Below are 18,559 nucleotides of genomic sequence, written 5' to 3' on the forward strand. Positions count from 1 at the left end.
CGCCCGACGGATGACCCGGCGCAAGTCGAGCACCGAACTGGTGCTCGCCCGACAGGCCGCCTGCTGATCACCCACCAGCCGACCCACCAGGCCAGCACACCCCGACGTCAATTTCTCCCAACGCCGTTAGCCCTACCCGGGGGCTGGGGGGGGGTAGCGGGATCGCCCCGGACGGCCGGCTCCGGGCACGCCGGGTCCAGCACATACCGCTGGATTCCCAACGATTCCACAGGAGTTGGCTCGTGCGTGAACAGGCACGGCAGAGGCTGCGTTCGTCCGGACGGCGACGGGATGGTCGGCGCAGGGCCCTGGCGGCCGCGGCCGCGGTGGCCGTCGGGGTCATGACGGCGGGTGCCCTGGCGCCGCCCGCGGCGTTCGCCTCCGCCAGGCCGGATTCCGTTCAGCAGAGCCTGGACGTGCTGGTGCGTGACGACGGCGTGCCCGCCGCGCCGGCGAGCGTCACGGGCCGCGACGGCCGGCGTAACCTCCGCGGACGTACGGCGTTTGTCCCATAGTCCGACCGACTTATGGTCTGAGGGGAAGCCGCTATGGCCACTGTGCCGTACCAGAGTTCTGCCGACACCGCCGAGAGGCTGATCGCCGAGGCGATGAGGCAGGGCACCAGCCATCTGGCGACCGGGCTCGACGCGCCTCCGGGGACGTACCTGCGGATCGGGGGCAGGGATCTGGTCAACTTCGGTACCTGCGGCTATCTCTCCCTCGAACAGGACGAGCGGATCCGGCGTGGAGCCGTCGACGCGACCGAGCGCTTCGGCGTTCAGTTCTCGATCTCCCGGTCGTACGTGGCTTCCGGACTGAACCTCGAACTCGAAGCGCTGCTGAGGGAGATGTACGCAGATCACCCCGTGCTGGTGTACTCCTCGACGTCGCTGTGCCACATCTCCGTGCTGCCGACGCTGATGGCGGCCGGCGACACGGCCGTGCTGGACCAGCAGGTCCACTTCAGTGTCCAGACGGCCGCCCAACTCGTCCGGCAGCAGGGGGTCGAGCTCGCGATGGTGCGGCACAACGACCTGGACGCGCTCGAGCGGCGACTCCGGCGTTCGCCGTCCACCGGCCGGAAGGTCTGGTACCTGATCGACGGCGTGTACTCGATGTTCGGTGACGTCGCACCGATCGAGGACCTCGCCCGGCTGCTGGAGACGTACCCTGCGCTGCACCTCTACGTCGACGATGCGCACGGCATGAGCTGGTTCGGGCGACACGGCGCGGGCTACGTCTTCGAGAAGCTCGGGCGACGTCTGAGCGAGCGCGTGGTACTCATCTCGACACTCGCCAAGGGCTTCGGGACCATCGGCGGCGTCGCCGTGTTTCCCACCGAGGAGCTGTGCGGCCGGGTCCGGATCAACGGGGGGCCACTGATGTACTCCCACCCGCTGCCACCTCCGATGCTGGGGGCGGCGATCGCCTCGGCGCGGATCCATCTCTCCGACCGCATCGAAGCCCTGCAGGCCGAACTGGCGGAGCGCCGGGAGTACTGCAACGAGCTCCTCACCGCATCCGGCCTGCCCGTCGTCTCCGACCCCGGGACACCGATCTACTTCATCGCACTCGGCGAGCCCGAGGTGAGTTACAGCATGGTGCGGCGCATGCTCGACGAGGGGTTCTACGTGAACCAGTCGTCCTTCCCCGTCGTTCCCCTCAAGAAGTCGGGCCTGCGCTTCACACTCACCCGGCACGTCGACCGCCACCACATCCGGGGCCTGATCGAGGCCGTGGCACGCCATTTCCCGCAGGCTCTCCAGGAAGCCGGCCGCACGATGACCGACGTCCGGGCCGCCTTCGGACGCATGCTGCCCGAGGCCGGTGCGAAACCGGCCCGGACGGGTTGACCGGCTAGATCGGCTGTCAGGGGGAGCCGGACGGATCGACGTCCGTGCAGTGCCGGGCGGCCGTCGGCGGGCCGTCCGGCAGGCGGGTCAGAGACCGGCAGGCGGTCAGAGACCGGCCGGCGCCGTGGTGGCGTCTGCCGCCTCGGCCTGTGTTCCGGTGTCCTCCGGCGGGAGCTCGTCCCGGCGGGTGATGGGGCGGACCCGGGTGGCGCGGTGGCGATACTGGAGCGGTGACTGTGTACCGGATCCTCGTGGTGGAGGACGATCCAGGGCTCCGCGGGGTCCTTGTGCGGGGCCTGCAGGAGGAAGCCTTCGACGTGCTGGTGGCTGCCGACGGCGCTGGGGCGCTGCGCGGCGCCGACCCGTCCGTGGACGCCGTCGTGCTCGACATCGGCCTGCCGGACTCCGACGGGCGTGATGTCTGCCAGGCCCTCAGGGCCCGGGGCGTCGATGCGCCTGTGATCTTCCTCACCGCCTACGACGGGCTGGTGGACCGCCTGTCCGGCTTCTCCGCCGGCGGGGACGACTACCTCTCCAAGCCCTTCCACGTCGCCGAGCTGGCCGCCCGGCTGCGGGCCGCGCTGCGGCGGGCGGGCAAGAACCCCACCGTCCAAGCGGCCGGGCTGCGCCTCGATCCCGCCCGGTTCGTGCTGGAAGGACCGGGCGGTGAGGTGGCCCTGACCCCGACGGAGTTCCGCCTGCTCGGCTGCCTGATGGCCGCGCCCGGCACCGTCGTGCGCCGCCGCGCCCTGCTGCGGGCCGGCTGGCCGGAGGGCGCGATCGTCACCGACAACACGCTCGACCAGTACCTGGCACGGCTGCGCCGCAAGCTCCGGGACGCCGGCGGGACGGCCGGTATCGGCACCGTCCGCGGCGTGGGATACCGGTACGCATGAGGATGTTCCGCCAGCTCACGGGGCTCCGGCCAACCACGCTGCGGCCCACGATCCTCCGGCCCACGATCCTCCGGCCCACGACTCTGCGCGGGCGGCTCGCGCTCGCCGCCCTGGCGACCAGCGTGCTGTGGGTCTCGGTGGCCACGGCCGCCTTCAACGCGCTGCTCGGCTCGCAGCTGCGCGCCCAGGCCGACGACGTGCTGCGCACCCGGGCCGACGCGGTCGTCGCCACCGTCGAACCCGGGGCCGGCGGCTTCGTGGTCAGGGATCCCACCGACGACACCGCCCTGGACGCCGGCGTGTGGATCTTCGAAGGTGCCAGGCCGATCGAGCAGCCGACGGCATCCCCCGCCCTGGACGCCGCAGCGCGCAAGCTTGCCGGCCGGGCGACGGCCGCAGTGGTCGAGGACCACGGCTCCTACCGACTGTGCGCCGTCCCCGTCCTCGACGCCGGCCGGAAGGTCGGGACCGTCGTGACCGCCCTGTCGGCCAGCCCCTACCGGGCGACCGCCCGTACCGCCCTGATCGGCTCCATCGCCCTGGCAGTGCTCCTGGTGGCGGGGATCTACCTGCTGTCGCGGCGCATGGTCGCCCGGGCACTGCGCCCCGTCACGGCGATGAGCGAGCAGGCGGCGGAATGGAGCGGGACGGACATCTCCCAACGCTTCGGATCCGCTCCCCGCCCCGTGGAACTCGCGGCACTGGCCAACCGCCTGGACGAGCTCCTCGACCGGCTGGCTGCCGTCGTCCGCCACGAGCAGCAGCTGTCCAACGAGCTGTCCCACGAACTGCGCACGCCGCTGGCCCGAGTCGTTGCCGAGGCGGAATGGCTGCTGCGCCGCAGCCGGGGCGCCGAGGACCGCGAGCGGTCGCAGCGCGCGATCGCGGCCGACGCGGCGGCCATGCAGGAGATCTGCCGGACGCTGCTGACCGAGGCGCGGGCCGGCTCGCCGCGGGCCTCGGGCCGGAGCGAGCTGCTGCCCATCGTCGAAGCCGTGGCCGAGGCCGCCGGACAGGGCCGACCCGCTCCGGTGATCACGGTCACCGCCGATGCGTCCCTTCCGGTCGTGGCGGTCGGCGTGCCGGCCGGCATCGTCGAACGCATCCTGGCCCCCTTGGTCGACAACGCCCGGCGCCACGGCCGCCACCGGATCGGCATCGCGGTGAGCGGCGGGCCGGCCAACGCGCGGGTGGTCGTGACCGACGACGGCGAGGGCGTGCCGGGGGAGGTCGCGGGCATCGGTGAGGCGGTCTTCGCCCCGGGCTTCCGCGGCGACCCCGAGGACGGGCACGACGGGGCAGGCCTCGGCCTGGCCCTGGCGCGGCGACTGGCCAGGCAGGTCGGCGGCGACGTGATCTGCGTCCCCGGCCCGGGCGGCGGGCGGTTCGAGGTCACCCTCCCGATGGGGTGAGCACACCCACCGGACCGGCGGGCCGGCCTCGGGTCGCGGCCGTCTCCCGTGCCCTGGCCATGCGCCCAGGGCGCGGGCGGCAGTATCCGATACTGACTGTCAGTGGGGGATGACAGAGTGTGTGTCGGGGCGCGGTCACCCTTAGGCCCCGCCTGACGCCGACGAGGCTGCGATGGCCAGTTCCAGGAAGAAGTCCCCCCGCATCACGGTCACTTGTGCGCAGGAGGGGTGCGGAAAGACCCAGGCGCTGCGCCCGTCGCGGCTCGCGCGCTGCGATGGGTACGTCTGCGGCCCGGCACACGGACCTGAGGTCCCTCCCGGCCCGGGGCTTGTGCGAGAACTCGTCATGGGCGCCGCGGGTGGCTTCTGGGGCTGGCGCGACGTCCCGGCGGACGGCGAGCTGCGGACCACTGCGCAACGGGCGCATCGACTGGGTCTTTTCGCCCTGGCCCAGGCCGTGCCCGCGGGCCAGGTGGAGGAGCTGGTCCACGGTCTTGTCGGGCCGTGCGGGCCCGGCAGCCGGAGCATTCTGACGGTCAATGAGATGAGTACCGGGGTCGGGGTGGACGAGACCGGCTGTCTGGAGATCGAGCTGCCGAACGTGGCTGCCGCCTTGCGCTTCATGCTGGACCAGGGCCACACCGCCGGAGTCCTGCTGCGCACCTTCACCGACCGCACCGCCTACACCACCGAGACGGGGTACCCGATTCCCGTGAAGGAGCTCCGAGGCTGGGCCCTGCGCGGAGGCCGGCTGCTCCCCCTCACCGCGGCCGAGGTCGTCGACGCGCACTGCACGGAGGCCGAAACCGGCGAGCCCCTGCCACCCGAGCGCGGCGTCACCTACCGGGACGCCTGGGAGGTGACCTGCCCGGCTCCGCCGACCTGAGGGATCGCATCAGGGGTCTGGCTGCGGGGTCAGGTCGGCGAGAGGGTGGTCCAGGACCAGTAGGACGGAGTAGCACGCGGTGAGACCGGCCCGCTTGGTGTGATCCTGCTTCTCCACCCGTCTGGCTGCGGGATTCCTGCAAATTCGCGCCCTGTCGTGAGCGACATCGGAGTGTGGTCGTAAGCGCCGGGTGTTCAGGTGCCCGGGTATCGCCGCCAAGGGAGTGTGCACAGACATGCCGATCGACCCGATCATCCAGAAGATGCTTGAAGGTGTGCCGGAGATCGACTTCGACACGGTCTCGCCGCAGGAGCTGCGCAAGTCCAATATCGCGAGCGCGGCGGCGCTGCCGCGTACCGTCGAGCTGCCGCGCATCGAGGACCGGATCGTGAACGGGGTGGACGTGCGGGTGTACTGGCCGCAGGCCGAGGCGGGCGGGCTGCCCGTGGTCGTCTACTACCACGGCGGCGGCTTCTTCATGGGCAACCTCGACACCCAGGACAACCTCGCGCGGTCCATCGCGGCCCAGGTCGGCGCCATCGTGGTCTCGGTGGACTACCGGCTCGCACCCGAGCACCCGTATCCCGCCGCAGTCGAGGACGCCTTCGCGGCGCTGAGCTGGGTCGGGCAGCACGCCGCCGAACTCGGCGGCGACCCGGCGCGGATCGCGGTCGCCGGGGACTCCGCCGGCGGCAACCTCGCCGCCATGGTGGCGATCCGCGCCCGCGACACCGGCGGCCCGGCGCTGCGGTTCCAACTGCTCTGGTACCCGGCGACCGCGCTCGACCTGTCGCTGCCGTCGGAGACGGAGAACGCCGACGCGCCCGTGCTGCCCAGGCGGGCAGCGGAGTTGAGCATGCAGTGGTACCTCGCGGGCCTGGATGCGAAGGCTCTGGGTGCTGCGCCGGTGGACGCCGCCAGTCTCGCGGGGCTGCCGCCCGCATACATCGCCACCGTGCAGGGCGACGCACTGCGCGACGAGGGCCTGCGCTACGTCGAGCTGCTGCGGGCGGCCGGCGTCCCGGTCGAACACCGCAACCACGACGACCTGGTCCACGCCTTCACCGGGCTCGCTCCGGTGGTCCCCTCCGCGGCCAAGGCGGTTGAGGTGTCGCTGGTCAGCCTCACGGCCGCGCTGCAGTAGCGGCCGAGCCCGAGGCGGGCTGATCCACGGCCGGGTGACGTTCAGGCCGAATCGTGAAGCTCCAGGTGGGTGTGGCGACTTGAAGTCGCTTGCCTCACCTGGAGCTTCGACGTGCTGCCGGCTGCTGGGAGTTGGCCGGATTGATCACCGACGTGCCATCCAGACCGCAGCACTGCTGTTGATGACCAGTCAGCCAGGGGTGCCTGTGGGCTCGCACCAGACGTCAGGGGCGACGACACCGAGGGAGCGGCCGTGCGGGTCGAGGGTGTGGCCGAGCAGCTTGTCGTGGCGCAGGGTGATCTCGCGCTGGACGACGTCGAGGGTGGGGTGGGCGGCGGCGAGGTGTGCCTCGAAGCGGACAACGTCGGCCACGGAGTGGAGGCTGGCCTGCAGGATGAGGTTGTGGGGGCCGCTGATGGCGGCGCAGTTGCGGGTCTCGGGGAGCCGGACGAGGGCGTGGCCGATGTCGGGCAGGTCGGCAGGTGGGACCTTGGCGCGGAAGGTGACGGCGACGGGCCAGCCGCCGAGGGGGCGGGCGAAGTCGCAGCGGAAGCGCAGCAGGCCGAGTCGGGTGAGCTGGTCGATGCGCCGCTTCACCGTGGAGGTGCTGGTGCCCACGGCGGCGGCCAGGGACTGGTAGGAGGCCCGGCCGTCGTGGGCGAGATGGCCCAGGAGTGTGCGGTCGAACGCGGTGATCTCCTGGGGTCCTTGTCCGGCGCTCAGGGGGCGGGCTGGCGTGGCGAGTTGGGCGCTCTGGGTGGGTGCGAGGGCGTCGATGCGCCAGTGGCCGCCCTCGGTGAACATGTGCGTGATGATCCGGGCGTGGACGGCGGTGACGCCGGGGATGGCCTGCAGGACGTCGAGGGTGTAGCGGGACAGGGCGCGCAGGTCGGCTGCGGCCACCGTGGCGAGGAGGGAGTGGTCGCCGGCCGAGCGCTCGATGGTGAGCATGTGCGGGTGAGCGCAGAGCGTGCGGACGACGCCGTCGGTGCTGCCCGAAAGACAGTCGATCTCGACGAAGGCGGCGCAGACCTGGTCGCAGATCCTCGGGCCGGGCGAGAGTCCGATCCATGCCTGGCCACGCTCGGCCAGGCGGCTCCAGCGCCTGGCCACCGTGACCGGATCCACGTCGAGAGCGCGGCCGAGATCGGTCCAGGAGCCACGCGGTTGCAGCTGCAAGGCGTGGATGAGCGCCAACTCGTCCTCGCTCAGCAGCCTGGCGTCATCCTGCATCTGGCCCCCGCATGTGCGAGATTCCTGCGTTTCCACAGCGTTCGCTGACCAGTCTTGCACGCTGAATCTCAGAGCACCGGTTCAGCCGGGCGCAGAGACGAAAGGACTGCAGTATGAGCGCGACGTTCGGTTCCTACCAGGACGAGATCTACTTCGACGGACTGCGGGGCATCGTGCCGCGGTTCCCGATCGGCTACGACGAACTGGAGGCCAAGGCCCAGGCGGCGCTGCCGGCCTCGGTGCGGTCCTATGTCGCCGGTGGCGCGGGGGACGAGCGCACCCAGCGGGCCAACGTAAGCGCGTTCGAGCGGTGGGGGCTGTATCCGAGGATGTTCGTCGGGGCCGCGCAGCGTGACCTCTCGGTCGAGCTGTTCGGGATGCGGCTGGCCTCGCCGCTGTTCATGGCGCCGATCGGCGTCATCGGCCTGTGCTCCCAGGACGGGCACGGGGATCTGGCCACGGCGCGGGCCGCCGCCCGCACCGGGGTGCCGATGATCGCCTCCACGCTCACGGTCGACCCGATGGAGGACGTCGCCGCCGAACTCGGTGACACCGCGGGCTTCTTCCAGCTCTACACCCCCACCGACCGGGCCCTGGCCGAGAGCCTGGTGCACCGCGCCGAGGCGGCCGGGTTCAAGGGCATCGTCGTCACCCTGGACACCTGGGTGACCGGCTGGCGGCCCCGTGACCTGAGTACCGGCAACTTCCCGCAGCTGCGCGGCCACTGCCTGGCCAACTACACCTCCGACCCGGTGTTCCGCTCCCAGCTGGACCCGGCGGCGCTGAACGACCCGCGCGCCGCCGCCGGGCACTGGGCGAGGATCTTCGGCAACCCGCTCACCTGGGACGACCTGCCCTGGCTGCGCTCGCTCACCAGCCTGCCACTGATCGTGAAGGGCATCTGCCACTCCGAGGACGTCCGCCGCGCGAAGGATGGCGGCGTGGACGCGATCTACTGCTCCAACCACGGCGGTCGCCAGGCCAACGGCGGGCTGCCGGCGCTGGACGCGCTGCCCGGCGTGGTGGAGGCCGCCGACGGGCTGCCCGTCCTGTTCGACTCCGGCATCCGCAGCGGCGCGGACGTGATCAAGGCCCTCGCCCTGGGCGCCACCGCCGTCGGCATCGGCCGCCCCTACGCCTACGGCCTGGCCCTGGGCGGCACCGACGGCATCGTCCACGTCCTCCGCTCGCTCCTGGCGGAAGCCGACCTGATCATGGCTGTGGACGGCTACCCCACGCTCGCGCACCTGACGCCCGACGCTCTCCGCAGCCTCGCCTGACACCACACGACGCAGCCAGCCCCCTCACGCCCAGCCCTCCCACGCGGCTGCCGACCCGAACAATCCACCCGATCCCGAACAATTCCACCCGATCGAAAGGCGCCACCCATGGAAGGCCGGGGTCGAGGTGTTCGTGCGCAACTACGACGGCCTGATCCACGGCTTCCTGAACATGTTCCCCGTCTCGCCCACCGCCGACGCCGCCCTCGGCGAGCTGTACACCCAGCTCAAGCACCGGCTCAACGCCACGACCTGAGGGGTGGGACCTCGCCGACCCTGTGCGACCACGTCCACCCACTGCGGCGTCCTACGATCGAAGGAGGGGCCGCGCCGGCGGCGACCCGCCGGGCGGCCCGGGCACCGCGAGAGCGGACGGAGCGATGGTCCTGTTCGTCGGCACGTCGGGCTGGCAGTACGACGACTGGCGCGGCGTCCTCTATGAACCGGGGACGCCGCGCCATGAGTGGCTTGCGCGGTATGCCGACCGCTTCAGCACCGTGGAGAACAACAACGCGTTCTACCGCCTGCCGTCGTCCGACGCCTTCGCGGGCTGGCGCGACCGCACGCCGCCCGGCTTCCTGATGGCGGTCAAGGCGAGCCGCTACCTCACCCACATCAAGCGGCTGCACGATCCGGAGGAGCCGGTGCGGCGGCTCTGCACCGCCGCGGCGGGCCTGGGGGACCGCCTCGGCCCGGTGCTGCTCCAACTGCCGCCCACCCTGCGGGCCGACCTTGGGCTGCTCGACGCCTGCCTGGGCTGCTTCCCGCCCGGCGTCCGGGTGGCTGTCGAGCCGCGGCACGACTCCTGGTGGACCTCGCAGGTCCGCGCAGTGCTGGCCCGGCACAATGCGGCGCTGTGCTGGGCCGACCGTCGGTCCCGCCCGGTCACCCCGCTGTGGCGTACCGCCGACTGGGGCTACCTGCGCTTCCACGCCGGTCTGGCGCACCCGTTCCCCCGGTACGGTAAGCAAGCGCTCGGACACTGGGCGGCGCGGCTCTCCGAGACCTGGCCCGACACCGCCGATGTCCACGTCTACTTCAACAACGACCTCGGCGGCGCCGCCGTCCTCGACGCCATCGCCTTCGGCGCGGTCGCCGCACGCGCCGGCCGCAGCGTCGCCCATCCCCAGGCCGTTCCCGAAGCCACAGCCGCCCCCGCTACCCCGGTGAGGTACCCGTGATCCGCAACCGAGTGATCGTCTCCGGCCTGGTGCAGGGGGTGTTCTTCCGCGACAGCTGCCGCCTGGTCGCCGAGCAGCACGGCGTGAACGGCTGGGTGCGCAACCTGCCCGACGGCACCGTGGAGGCCGTCTTCGAGGGGGCGCCCGCCGCCGTCGCCCAGCTGCTCCGCTGGAGCCACCACGGTCCGGGGTCCGCGGTCGTGGAGCACGTCAGCCGGCACGAGGAGACGCCCGAGGGGCTGACCGGCTTCGAGGTCCGGCCGACCCCGCGCTGACGGTGCCGAGAGCGCGGCGCTCTGGCGAGGATGCTCGGAGCAGGACCTGTTCGGGCAGGGCTCGACGGCTGTGCGGACGAACTGGACGTGGCCGGCCACGAGATGGCCCACGGCGTCACCTTCGCGACGGCCGGACTGAAGTATGCGGGCGAGTCCGGCGGCCTCAACGAGGCCACCAGCGACATCTTCGGCACCGGTGTCGCGTTCTACGCCAACAACGCCAACGACGTGCCCAGCTATCTGATGGGCAAGCGCCTCGACCTGAACGGCAACGGCACCCCGCTGCGCTACCTGGACCGGCCTTCGAGGGACGGGCACTCGCGGGACTACTGGTACGACGGGATCGCCGGTATCGACGTCCACTACTCCTCCGGCCCCGCCAACCACTTCTTCTATCTGCTCGCCGAGGGCAGCGGGCCCAAGACGATCAACGGCATCGCGTACAACAGTCCCACCGTGGACGGCAGGGCCGTGCCGGGCATCGGCCGCGTGAACGCCGAGCGGATCTGGTACCGGGCGCTCACCACCTACATGACCACCACCACCGACTACTCCGGCGTCCGCGCGGCCACCCTCCAGGCGGCCGCCGACCTCTTCGGCCGCAACAGCAGCACGGTCGCCACCGTCGCCGCCACCTGGTCCGCCGTGAACGTCACCGGCTGACGCCGGCCGCCGGGCGCACTCCGCGCCCGGCGGCACCCAGGAATGGCTCAGAGGAGCTCCGCCCGGGCGGCCTGGATGCCGGCCTGGAATCTGGTCCTGGCGCCGAAGCGGTCCATCAGTTCCCGGACCCAGCGCTGGACGGTCCGGGTGGACACGCCCAGCTGGCGGCCGATGGACTCGTCGGTGAGTCCGGCCGCGAGCAGGGTGAGCAGCTGGCGGTGCCGGTCCTCGGGGGTCTCCTCGGGGTCGGCGGGCAGCCGCATCGCGTGTGACCAGTAGAGCTCGAACAGGCCGGCCAGCGCGTCCAGGAGGGTGGAGGGGCGGATCAGCAGGACGCTCTGCAGCTCGGTGCCGGCGCTGACCGGGAGCAGTGCCCAGCGGTCGTCCAACAGGGCCAGCTTCAGGGGGAGTTCGGTGTGCACCCGGGCCTGTTCGCCCGCCGCCGTGAAGGTGCGGATCTCGGCGAGCCGCTCGGGGTCGCGCAGCACCCGGCTGTGGTACACCACCCGGGTCGTCACCCCCCGTCCCAGCAGGGCGAGTTCGGTCTGCGGATCGGCCCGTCGGATGTAGGGGGGTTTGTCCAGGACCCGCAGCCGCTCGCGCACCCCCAGCTGCAGGGTGCGCCAGAGTTCGGCGATGGACCCGCGGCCGCTGATCACCTCGACCGGGTCGCCCGCTTCGGTGCCGGGTCTGCCCTGGCGGTAGGTGCGCATGAGTTCGCCGATCCGGCCTCTGACCCGCCGCAGTTCGACCTCGCGCCGCAGCAGCAGTTCTTCGAGGGCGACGTCCGGCGGGACGGCCGCCCAGGTGCCGGTGACGGAGCTTTCGACCAGCCCCTGATCGGCCAGCGAGGTCAGCGCGGCGGTGACGCTGGCCACCCGGAGGTTCAGCCGGGTGGCAAGCCACTGGGGGTCGGCTGCCGGAATGCCGAGGAGCCGGAGGTAGAGCTCCTCCTCGACCGCACCGAGGCCGAGTCCGGCGAACCTGCCCGCACCCGGCACGGCATCCTCCTCGCATCCTCCTCCACCAGCGGACGAGTCCCGACTGTGCGCCACTCGTCGCCGGAAAACAAGGGATTGATTGAATGGCATGTTTCCGCCATGTCGGGTTCCTGTCCCATCGGCTCCCTTCCCGGCCGTCCTGACGGCCCCCAAGCTGGGCGACACCCCACAACCCCCAGCGAAGGAGCCCCCCCATGGCCCTTTCCCGCACCGGCCGGCTCGTGCTCGCGGCCGTCCTGGCCCTTCCGGCCGCGGCGGTCGCCGCCCCCGCGGCCACCGCCGCGCCCCCCGCCCAAGGCACTGTGCACGGATACGGCACTGCACACGGCTACGGTCACGGCCACCGTGACGCCCACCGCTACGACGGCGGCGTCTGGGGCGGCTACGTCGCGCAGGGCAGCGGATTCCAGAGCATCTCCGGCTCCTGGACCATGCCCACCGTGCAGTGCAACACCTCCAACGACCTCTTCGCGCCCTGGGTCGGCATCGACGGCTACGGCTCGCAGACCGTCGAGCAGACCGGCGTCCAGGTCGACTGCTCCAGCGGCTCCCCGGTCTACTCCGCCTGGTACGAGATGTACCCGGCGCCGCCCCAGTACTTCAGCGACCCGGTGGACGCGGGCGACAGCTTCACCGCCTCGGTCGTCAACGACGGCGGCTCCGGCTACACCCTGCAGATCACCGACACCACCAAGGGCTGGACGGAGAGCACCCGCCAGCAGCTCAACGGCCAGAACGTCAGCGCCGAGGCCGTGATCGAATCCCCGACGCAGAGCTACCCGTCCTTCAGCCGCCTGGACTTCTCCGGTGTCACGGTGAACGGCCAGGTCTTCGACGCCTATGCCCCGCAGGCCATCAACAGCGGGCAATACACCGAGACCGCGCTCGGCAACGGCTCCTTCGCCATCGTCCCCGCGTAGGACCGGCCCGCCGCCCCGGCCCGTGCCCGCACTCGGGCGGGCCGGGGCGCACCGGTCAGACGCGTTCCTGGGCGCGGGCGGCGCGCCAACTGCCCCAGGCGGACTCGGAGGAGGCGGTCGTCCGTCGGGCGTTCGGCATCAGGTAGACGTCCACCGCGACCTGGCGCTCGGGGTGTACGGAGGGGAAGGACGAGAACTCCAGGTAGTACGGCAGCGGCGGGCGCTCGGTGCGCTCCATGCCCTTGGCGGCCGCGCTGACCGCCAGGTGCATGTAGGTGAACGGGATCAGCTCCGGCGGGCCGACGTGGCGCATCGCGAGCCCGGTGGACGCCGGGACCAGCTGCACACCCATGCCGTCGCGCCCCTGCGCGTCGAAGCGGTCCGGCACCGGCACGCAGATGTCGTGCCGGGTCCGGGCGCCGATGAAGAAGTCGGGGTCGTCGTAGGAGACGCCGAGCGCCTTGGAGCGGGCCGGGCAGTGGCCGTGCGTGGTGAGCCAGCCGCGCAGGCGCTCCCACGCGGTGTCGGCGCTGTCGATCGGGCCGAGGTGCGAGCAGAACGCGACCCGCCGCTGCGGGATCGCGGCCGGGCGCACGTCGGTGCCGGCCGGGCCGACCGTGGGCCAGTCGGTGTTCTGCGGGTTGGTCCGCAGGTCGGTGGGACAGACGCCGTACGCGGAACGGAAGGCGCGGGTGAACGCCGCGTGCGAGTTGTAGCCGGCGCTCACCGCGATGTCGATGATGGTGCGGTCGCCGTACACCAGCCGGTAGGCGGCCAGGGACAGTCTGAGCCTGCGCACGTAGCGGTGGATCGGCTCGCCGACGTGGTGGCGGAACACCCGCCGCAGGTAGTCGGGCGACGTGTTGGTCGCCATGGCGAGCTCCTCCAGGGAGACGGCGGCCTCGCCGTCCCTGACCTGGGCGACGATGCGCGGGATGGCGCGCCGCAGGCGCTCGTCGTGGCTGCTGAGCGTGTCGATCTTCATGGAAGCTGAAGTCCCCCTCCGGTTCTCGGGTGCGTCGAGCGGCCCGGCCGCCGGAATGCGTCGTCCGACACGCTGAACCGCCCTGCTCTGATGACGGATCGATCGATGGCACGTCAGTTGCTAACCTGCGCGGTCACCCCCATGCGCGCCAGGGCCGGACGTCCCGGTTCTCGATGCCAAGGGCGGACGGTTGCGCCCCGACAGCCCGGCCCCGTGAGAACAGGCGGGGACGGGTCCCCGGACCGGGCACATGCCCGGCGGGGACCTTAGATGCTATGAGGGGCGTCCGGACCTGTCCAGCGGGCCGGGGGCGGCCGGGGCCGGGTGGCGCGCCACGGCGGGCGATCCGGCGCGCACCGGCGCCACCAGCGTTGCATGACGCTCCGTCAGGCGCCGACGGGTGCACGAGCGCGCACCCGTACCCGGCCGCCCCGTACCCGAACCCGACTGCTTCAGGACACCGGCTGGCGCAGGATGGTGCGACGGCGTTCCGGGGCGGTCCTGGTCGGGTCCGACAGGTAGATCTCGTGGTGCCGGCCCGCCTCCTTGAGGCCCTCGGCTTCCAGGTAGTCGTGCAGCAGCTTCACCGAGCGCGGCTCGGTCTCGTACGGGCCCTTGTGCAGCACCTGGACACACGGGCCCTCGGTGAAGACCTCCCGGCGGATCCGCCCGGCCTCCTCCGCGCCCGCCTTGGCCGCGGCCTTGGCGAGGGCGGCGGCCAACTGGGCGTCGGTGTACGGGACGGGCTGGCGGATCAGCAGGGTCCACTCCCAGCCGGCCCGGTCGCCCGGGCCGTAGGTGTCCAGCGCGGCGGCGTCGAAGTCCGGGTCGGTGCTGTGCCAGAGCCCCTCCAGCGGCATGACCGCGTAGTCCAGGCCGGTGTCGGCGCGGACGGCGAACTTGAGGGCGTACGAGGCGGCGTACAGCGCCGCGATGGCGGAGCCGAACTCGGGGCTCTGGCCCGGGTCGCCGGAGCCGTCGACGGCGAGGAAGGCGAACTCGGGCACGTCGAGGGTGTGCGGCACGGCCTTCGCGCCGTACAGCGCTCCGCCGAGCTTCCGATGGTCGGTCTTCCCTTGTGCGGGGCCGGACTTGGGGGTGGTGCTCACGGTGGGTGACTCCTCTGTGGTGCTGCGGATCTGCGGTGCTGTGGGTCTGCGGTGCTGTGGGTCTGTGGTGCTGTGGTGCTGTGGATCTGTCCTGCTGTGGGTCTGTGCTCGTGCGGGTCGAGACGCCCGGCGGAGGTCGCGGTCGGCGGCCCCCGACGGGCGAACGAGGCGGCGCGGCGGCGGTCACGGCGCCCGCAGGCGCGGACGTCGGCCGCCCGACCGGGCCGCAAAAGGGGGTCCGGGGCCGCTTTCTCCACCGTTCCGGTCAAGTGATCGGGGGGCAACCGATCGAAGGTTTGACCGATGCGGTCAACAACGCTCGACCCGCTTCTCACTCGGTCGTTCGGCTGCCGACACTGACGCTCACGGTTCCCCCATTCGGATGACGAGAGGGATTGCATCGTGACGCCAGCCGCCCCTTGGACCCCCGTGTCAGTACCGGCCGCAGCGGACCCCCGTTCGGTCCCCTCGCACTGGTTCAACCTCGTCCCGAGCCTGCCCGGCCCGGTGCCCCCGCCGCGTGAGCCCGACGGCGCGCAGCAGGACGCCTGGGGCTCCCGGACCGCCCTGCAGCAGCGGATCCGGCTGGACGCCGTCCGCGCCCAGGACGCCGCGACCGAGCCCTTCCTGGCGATCCCCGAGCGCGTCCGCGAGGAGCTGGCCGAGATCGGGCGGCCCACCCCGCTGCTGCGAGCGCGGGCCCTGGAGCGCTACCTGGACACCCCGGCCCGGATCTACCTCAAGCGCGAGGACGTGCTGCCGACCGGCAGCTTCAAGCTCAACTCCGCGATCGCCCAGGCGTACTTCGCCGCCGAGCAGGGCGTCGGCACGCTGGTCACCGAGACCGGCGCCGGCCAGTGGGGCCACGCGGTCGCCTGGGCCACGCGCCGCTTCGGCCTCGGCGCGGTCATCTACTGGGCCGGGGTGTCCGCCCGCCAGAAGCCGGGCCGGCACGCCGTGATCGAGATGCTCGGCGCCCAGGTGCACCCGTCCCCGAGCGAGCGCACGCCGGTGGGCAAGGCTCTGCTGCGCGACGGCCGGCACCTGCTCGGCTCGCTCGGCACCGCGATCGGCGAGGCGATCAACCACGCCGCGCTGCACCCGGAGACCCGCTACATCTCGGGCAGCAACCTGCCGCACGTGCTGATCCACCAGACCGTCATCGGCCAGGAGACCAAGGCCCAGCTGGCCGCCCTCGGGGAGCGGCCGGACGCGCTGATCGCCTGCGTCGGCGGCGGCAGCAACCTCGGCGGGTTCATGGGCCCCTACCTGGCCGAGAAGGCGGAGCGCGGCGACGGCCTGCTGCTGCTCGGCGCGGAGTCCGCCAGCGCCCCCCGCCTCACCCAGGGCACGCTCCGTTACGACCACGCCGACCCGGAGGGCATCACCCCGCTCAGCAAGTCCTACACCCTGGGCCGGGACTACGAGCTGCCCGAGACCCACGTCGGCGGACTGCGCCAGCACAGCGGCTCGCCGGTGATCGGCGTGCTGCGCGGCACCGGGCTGCTGGACGCGGTGGCGTACGAGGAGGCGGGCGTCTTCGAGAGCGGCCGGCTGCTGCTGTCCACCGAGGGGATGCTGGTCGCCCCCGAGTCCTGCCACGCCGTGCGCGCCGCGGTGGAACGGGCCGTGCTGGCCCGCGAGACCGGGCGGCCGGAGGTGATCGTGGCCTGCATCAGCGGAAACGGGCTGCTCGACCTGGACGGCTACCTCGCCAACCGCTGACCCCGGCCGCACCCGACCAAGTCCACGCGACGTACTCCGCACGGCCTTTCGGCCCCCGCGCGACTCCCCGGCCGCTGCCCGACCTCCCGACACCTGTGCGAAAGGACCGACGTGTCCGACGGAAGCATCATCGAACTGTCCAGCGGGACCAGCCCCGCTTGCCCGTTCTACCTGGGCGACTCGATCGGCGACCGGCTGCCCGAGTACCTGGGCCGGTACGACTTCGACGAGTTCTACCTGGTCACCAGCGAGTCGCTGTACGAGATGTTCGGGCGCGACCTGGCGAGCCGGCTCTGCCGGGCCGGCATCGCCGTGAACCTGATCACCGTGGCCGAGGGCGAGGCCGCCAAGGGCTGGCCCCAGCTGACCGCGCTGTGCGAACGGCTGGTCGCTTCCGGCGCCACCAAGGACTCGATCGTCGGCGCGCTCGGCGGCGGCATGATCAGCAATCTGGCCGGGCTGGCCGCCGCCATGGTCTACCGGGGGCTGCGGTTCGTCGAGATCCCGACCACCATGCTGAACCTCACCGACGGCACGCTCAGCAACAAGCAGGCGATCAACGGAGCGCTCGGCAAGAACCAGTTCGGCGTCTACCACGCGCCGCTGTTCATATGGGCGGACGTCGCGATGCTGCGCGGCGAACCGGTCCGCCAGCACCGCAGCGCCCTCGTGGAGGCGCTGAAGAACGGTCTGGTCAACGATGCCGCCTGGGTCGACCGGCTGGAGTTCCTGCTGGCCGACGGCGTGGCCCGGATCCGCGACAACCTGCTCGGCCTCTGCCACGAGGTGGTGCGGAGCAAGCTGGAGATCCTCGCGCTGGACCCGGGGGAGCGGCAGGCCGGGATCATCCTTGAGTACGGGCACACCGTGGGCCACGCCGTGGAGTTCCTGTCCGGCGGTGCGCTGCTGCACGGCGAGGCGGTCGGCATCGGGATGTGCGCGGCCGCGCGGGTCGGCGTCCGGCTCGGGATCACCGCCCCGGAGGTGCTGGAGCGGCAGGAGCACGTGCTCGGCACGCTGATGGGCGGGCCGACCACGGTGCCGGCGGAGTTCTCGCCGGAGCGGATCGTCGAGGTCATCCTGAGCGACAACAAGCGCCGCTCGGGCAGTGCGGTGCGGTTCGTCCTGGTGCCCGAGATCGGCCGCGTGCACCTGGTGGACGGCGACCACGAGACGCCGGTGCCCGAGCCGCTGCTGAAAAGCGTCCTGGCCGACGCGTAGCCCGTCCATCCTCCCGAACGGAGTCACGCCTTGAACACCGTGCACCCGAACACCATGCACTCGGAGACCGGGCACCAGACCACAATGCAGCAGAGCACCGTGCAGCAGAGCACCGGGCATTCGCCGGAGATCGCCGAGACGGTCTACCGCCTCGACGGGCCGCTGCGCTGGGCGCTCGGCGAGGTGCAGGACCTGCTGCGCGCCGTCGGCGCCGGCCCCGGCCAGCAGGTGGTCGACGTGGGCGCGGGCACCGGCTACGCCGCTGTGCCGGCCGCCCGGGCCGTCGGACCGCAGGGCTCGGTGCACTGCGTGGACGGCAGCCCGGAACTGCTGGACGTCCTCGCCGCCCGGGCCGCCCGCGAGGGCGTCGCCGACCGGCTGACCCGGACGGTCGGCCCGGTGGTGCCGCTGCCCGTCGACGACGGCCGCGCCGACCTGGTGATCTCCACCTACGTGCTGCACGAGCTGGCCGACGACGCGCCGGCCGCGATCGCCGAGATGCACCGGGTGCTGCGCCCGGGCGGCCGGGTCGCCCTGGCCGACTACCGCAAGACCTCGGACCGCGAGCGGAACCGGGAGATCGAGGCCTGGTACGCCCGCCAGCCCGACGGGGCCGGTCCGGATGAGGTCCATCTGCGCTTCTCGCTGGGGGAGTTGGAGGAGATGCTGCGCGCCGCCGGCTTCCAGCGGATCGAGCTGCGCACCTGGCACGACTTCCACGTGCACGCCACTGCGGAGAAGTGACGATTCGTCAGATTCGTCGTCAGGTTCGTTC

At 72.1% G+C, this 18,559-nt stretch carries 17 protein-coding genes and 1 pseudogene; 14 read left to right on the plus strand and 4 right to left on the minus strand.

Annotation, left to right across the window (positions count from 1 at the left end):
• Positions 1 to 548 precede the first annotated feature (548 nt).
• The 5 genes from KV557_RS33840 (at position 549) to KV557_RS33860 (ending at position 6,191) form a co-directional block, all read left to right on the plus strand.
• On the plus strand, positions 549 to 1,853 hold the full coding sequence (locus tag KV557_RS33840; protein WP_218205401.1) for an aminotransferase class I/II-fold pyridoxal phosphate-dependent enzyme: 1,305 nt from the start codon (positions 549 to 551) through the stop codon (positions 1,851 to 1,853).
• A 230-nt stretch (positions 1,854 to 2,083) separates the two neighbouring features.
• Positions 2,084 to 2,749 (plus strand): response regulator transcription factor, encoded by a 666-nt coding sequence (locus KV557_RS33845; protein WP_218205402.1) that lies wholly within the window; start codon positions 2,084 to 2,086, stop codon positions 2,747 to 2,749.
• Positions 2,746 to 4,161, plus strand: coding sequence for a sensor histidine kinase (locus KV557_RS33850; protein WP_256178361.1), 1,416 nt, complete (start codon positions 2,746 to 2,748; stop codon positions 4,159 to 4,161). Before KV557_RS33845 ends, KV557_RS33850 begins: the two co-directional genes overlap by 4 nt.
• Positions 4,162 to 4,705: 544 nt before the next feature.
• Positions 4,706 to 5,047 carry a hypothetical protein gene (locus KV557_RS33855; RefSeq protein ID WP_218205403.1) on the plus strand — a complete coding sequence of 114 codons (342 nt, stop codon included), beginning with the start codon at positions 4,706 to 4,708 and terminating at the stop codon, positions 5,045 to 5,047.
• Between the two features lie 235 nt (positions 5,048 to 5,282).
• A complete protein-coding gene (locus KV557_RS33860) occupies positions 5,283 to 6,191 on the plus strand; it encodes an alpha/beta hydrolase (protein ID WP_218205404.1) in 909 nt (302 codons plus the stop codon).
• Positions 6,192 to 6,380: 189 nt separating this feature from the next.
• Here KV557_RS33860 and KV557_RS33865 read toward each other — a convergent pair whose 3' ends face one another.
• The gene (locus tag KV557_RS33865; protein ID WP_218205405.1) at positions 6,381 to 7,424 is read right to left on the minus strand and encodes an Lrp/AsnC family transcriptional regulator; all 1,044 of its coding nucleotides are present in this window, start codon (positions 7,422 to 7,424) and stop codon (positions 6,381 to 6,383) included.
• A gap of 113 nt (positions 7,425 to 7,537) precedes the next feature.
• Between KV557_RS33865 and KV557_RS33870 the strand changes: the two genes are divergently transcribed.
• The 5 genes and pseudogenes from KV557_RS33870 to KV557_RS33885 all read left to right on the plus strand — a co-directional run.
• Positions 7,538 to 8,704: an alpha-hydroxy-acid oxidizing protein gene (locus KV557_RS33870; protein ID WP_218205406.1), complete on the plus strand. Its 1,167-nt coding sequence runs from the start codon at positions 7,538 to 7,540 to the stop codon at positions 8,702 to 8,704.
• Between the two features lie 133 nt (positions 8,705 to 8,837).
• Entirely contained in the window at positions 8,838 to 8,960 is a 123-nt protein-coding gene (locus KV557_RS43440; RefSeq protein ID WP_256178362.1) for a hypothetical protein, read from the plus strand.
• A gap of 124 nt (positions 8,961 to 9,084) precedes the next feature.
• Positions 9,085 to 9,885, plus strand: coding sequence for a DUF72 domain-containing protein (locus KV557_RS33875; protein WP_218205407.1), 801 nt, complete (start codon positions 9,085 to 9,087; stop codon positions 9,883 to 9,885).
• The gene (locus KV557_RS33880; RefSeq protein WP_218205408.1) at positions 9,882 to 10,160 is read left to right on the plus strand and encodes an acylphosphatase; all 279 of its coding nucleotides are present in this window, start codon (positions 9,882 to 9,884) and stop codon (positions 10,158 to 10,160) included. The genes KV557_RS33875 and KV557_RS33880 overlap by 4 nt, the downstream gene beginning before the upstream one ends.
• A gap of 81 nt (positions 10,161 to 10,241) precedes the next feature.
• Positions 10,242 to 10,823, plus strand: a pseudogene (locus KV557_RS33885) (M4 family metallopeptidase); the annotation flags it as partial.
• A gap of 47 nt (positions 10,824 to 10,870) precedes the next feature.
• On the opposite strand, the gene KV557_RS44630 reads toward KV557_RS33885, so the two are convergent.
• On the minus strand, positions 10,871 to 11,824 hold the full coding sequence (locus KV557_RS44630; RefSeq protein ID WP_308130204.1) for a LuxR C-terminal-related transcriptional regulator: 954 nt from the start codon (positions 11,822 to 11,824) through the stop codon (positions 10,871 to 10,873).
• Positions 11,825 to 12,018: 194 nt separating this feature from the next.
• Here KV557_RS44630 and KV557_RS33895 point away from each other — a divergent pair, with 194 nt between their 5' ends.
• The gene (locus tag KV557_RS33895) at positions 12,019 to 12,744 is read left to right on the plus strand and encodes a G1 family glutamic endopeptidase (RefSeq protein ID WP_218205410.1); all 726 of its coding nucleotides are present in this window, start codon (positions 12,019 to 12,021) and stop codon (positions 12,742 to 12,744) included.
• A gap of 55 nt (positions 12,745 to 12,799) precedes the next feature.
• Here the strand turns inward: KV557_RS33895 and KV557_RS33900 are convergent, their stop codons facing one another.
• Together KV557_RS33900 and KV557_RS33905 are read right to left on the minus strand one after the other, a co-directional pair.
• A complete protein-coding gene (locus KV557_RS33900) occupies positions 12,800 to 13,729 on the minus strand; it encodes an AraC family transcriptional regulator (RefSeq protein ID WP_218205411.1) in 930 nt (309 codons plus the stop codon).
• A 452-nt stretch (positions 13,730 to 14,181) separates the two neighbouring features.
• Complete coding sequence (locus tag KV557_RS33905; protein ID WP_218205412.1) at positions 14,182 to 14,838, minus strand: GyrI-like domain-containing protein; 657 nt, start codon at positions 14,836 to 14,838, stop codon at positions 14,182 to 14,184.
• Positions 14,839 to 15,267: 429 nt separating this feature from the next.
• Here KV557_RS33905 and KV557_RS33910 point away from each other — a divergent pair, with 429 nt between their 5' ends.
• From KV557_RS33910 to KV557_RS33920, 3 genes are all read left to right on the plus strand, one after another.
• On the plus strand, positions 15,268 to 16,563 hold the full coding sequence (locus KV557_RS33910; protein WP_308130205.1) for a TrpB-like pyridoxal phosphate-dependent enzyme: 1,296 nt from the start codon (positions 15,268 to 15,270) through the stop codon (positions 16,561 to 16,563).
• A 111-nt stretch (positions 16,564 to 16,674) separates the two neighbouring features.
• Positions 16,675 to 17,784, plus strand: coding sequence for a 2-deoxy-scyllo-inosose synthase (locus KV557_RS33915; RefSeq protein WP_218205413.1), 1,110 nt, complete (start codon positions 16,675 to 16,677; stop codon positions 17,782 to 17,784).
• A 39-nt stretch (positions 17,785 to 17,823) separates the two neighbouring features.
• On the plus strand, positions 17,824 to 18,528 hold the full coding sequence (locus KV557_RS33920) for a class I SAM-dependent methyltransferase (RefSeq protein WP_308130208.1): 705 nt from the start codon (positions 17,824 to 17,826) through the stop codon (positions 18,526 to 18,528).
• Positions 18,529 to 18,559: the final 31 nt, after the last annotated feature.

This window comes from Kitasatospora aureofaciens (genome assembly GCF_019192735.1).
In the GTDB taxonomy this organism is placed as follows: Bacteria; Actinomycetota; Actinomycetes; order Streptomycetales; family Streptomycetaceae; genus Kitasatospora; species Kitasatospora aureofaciens_A.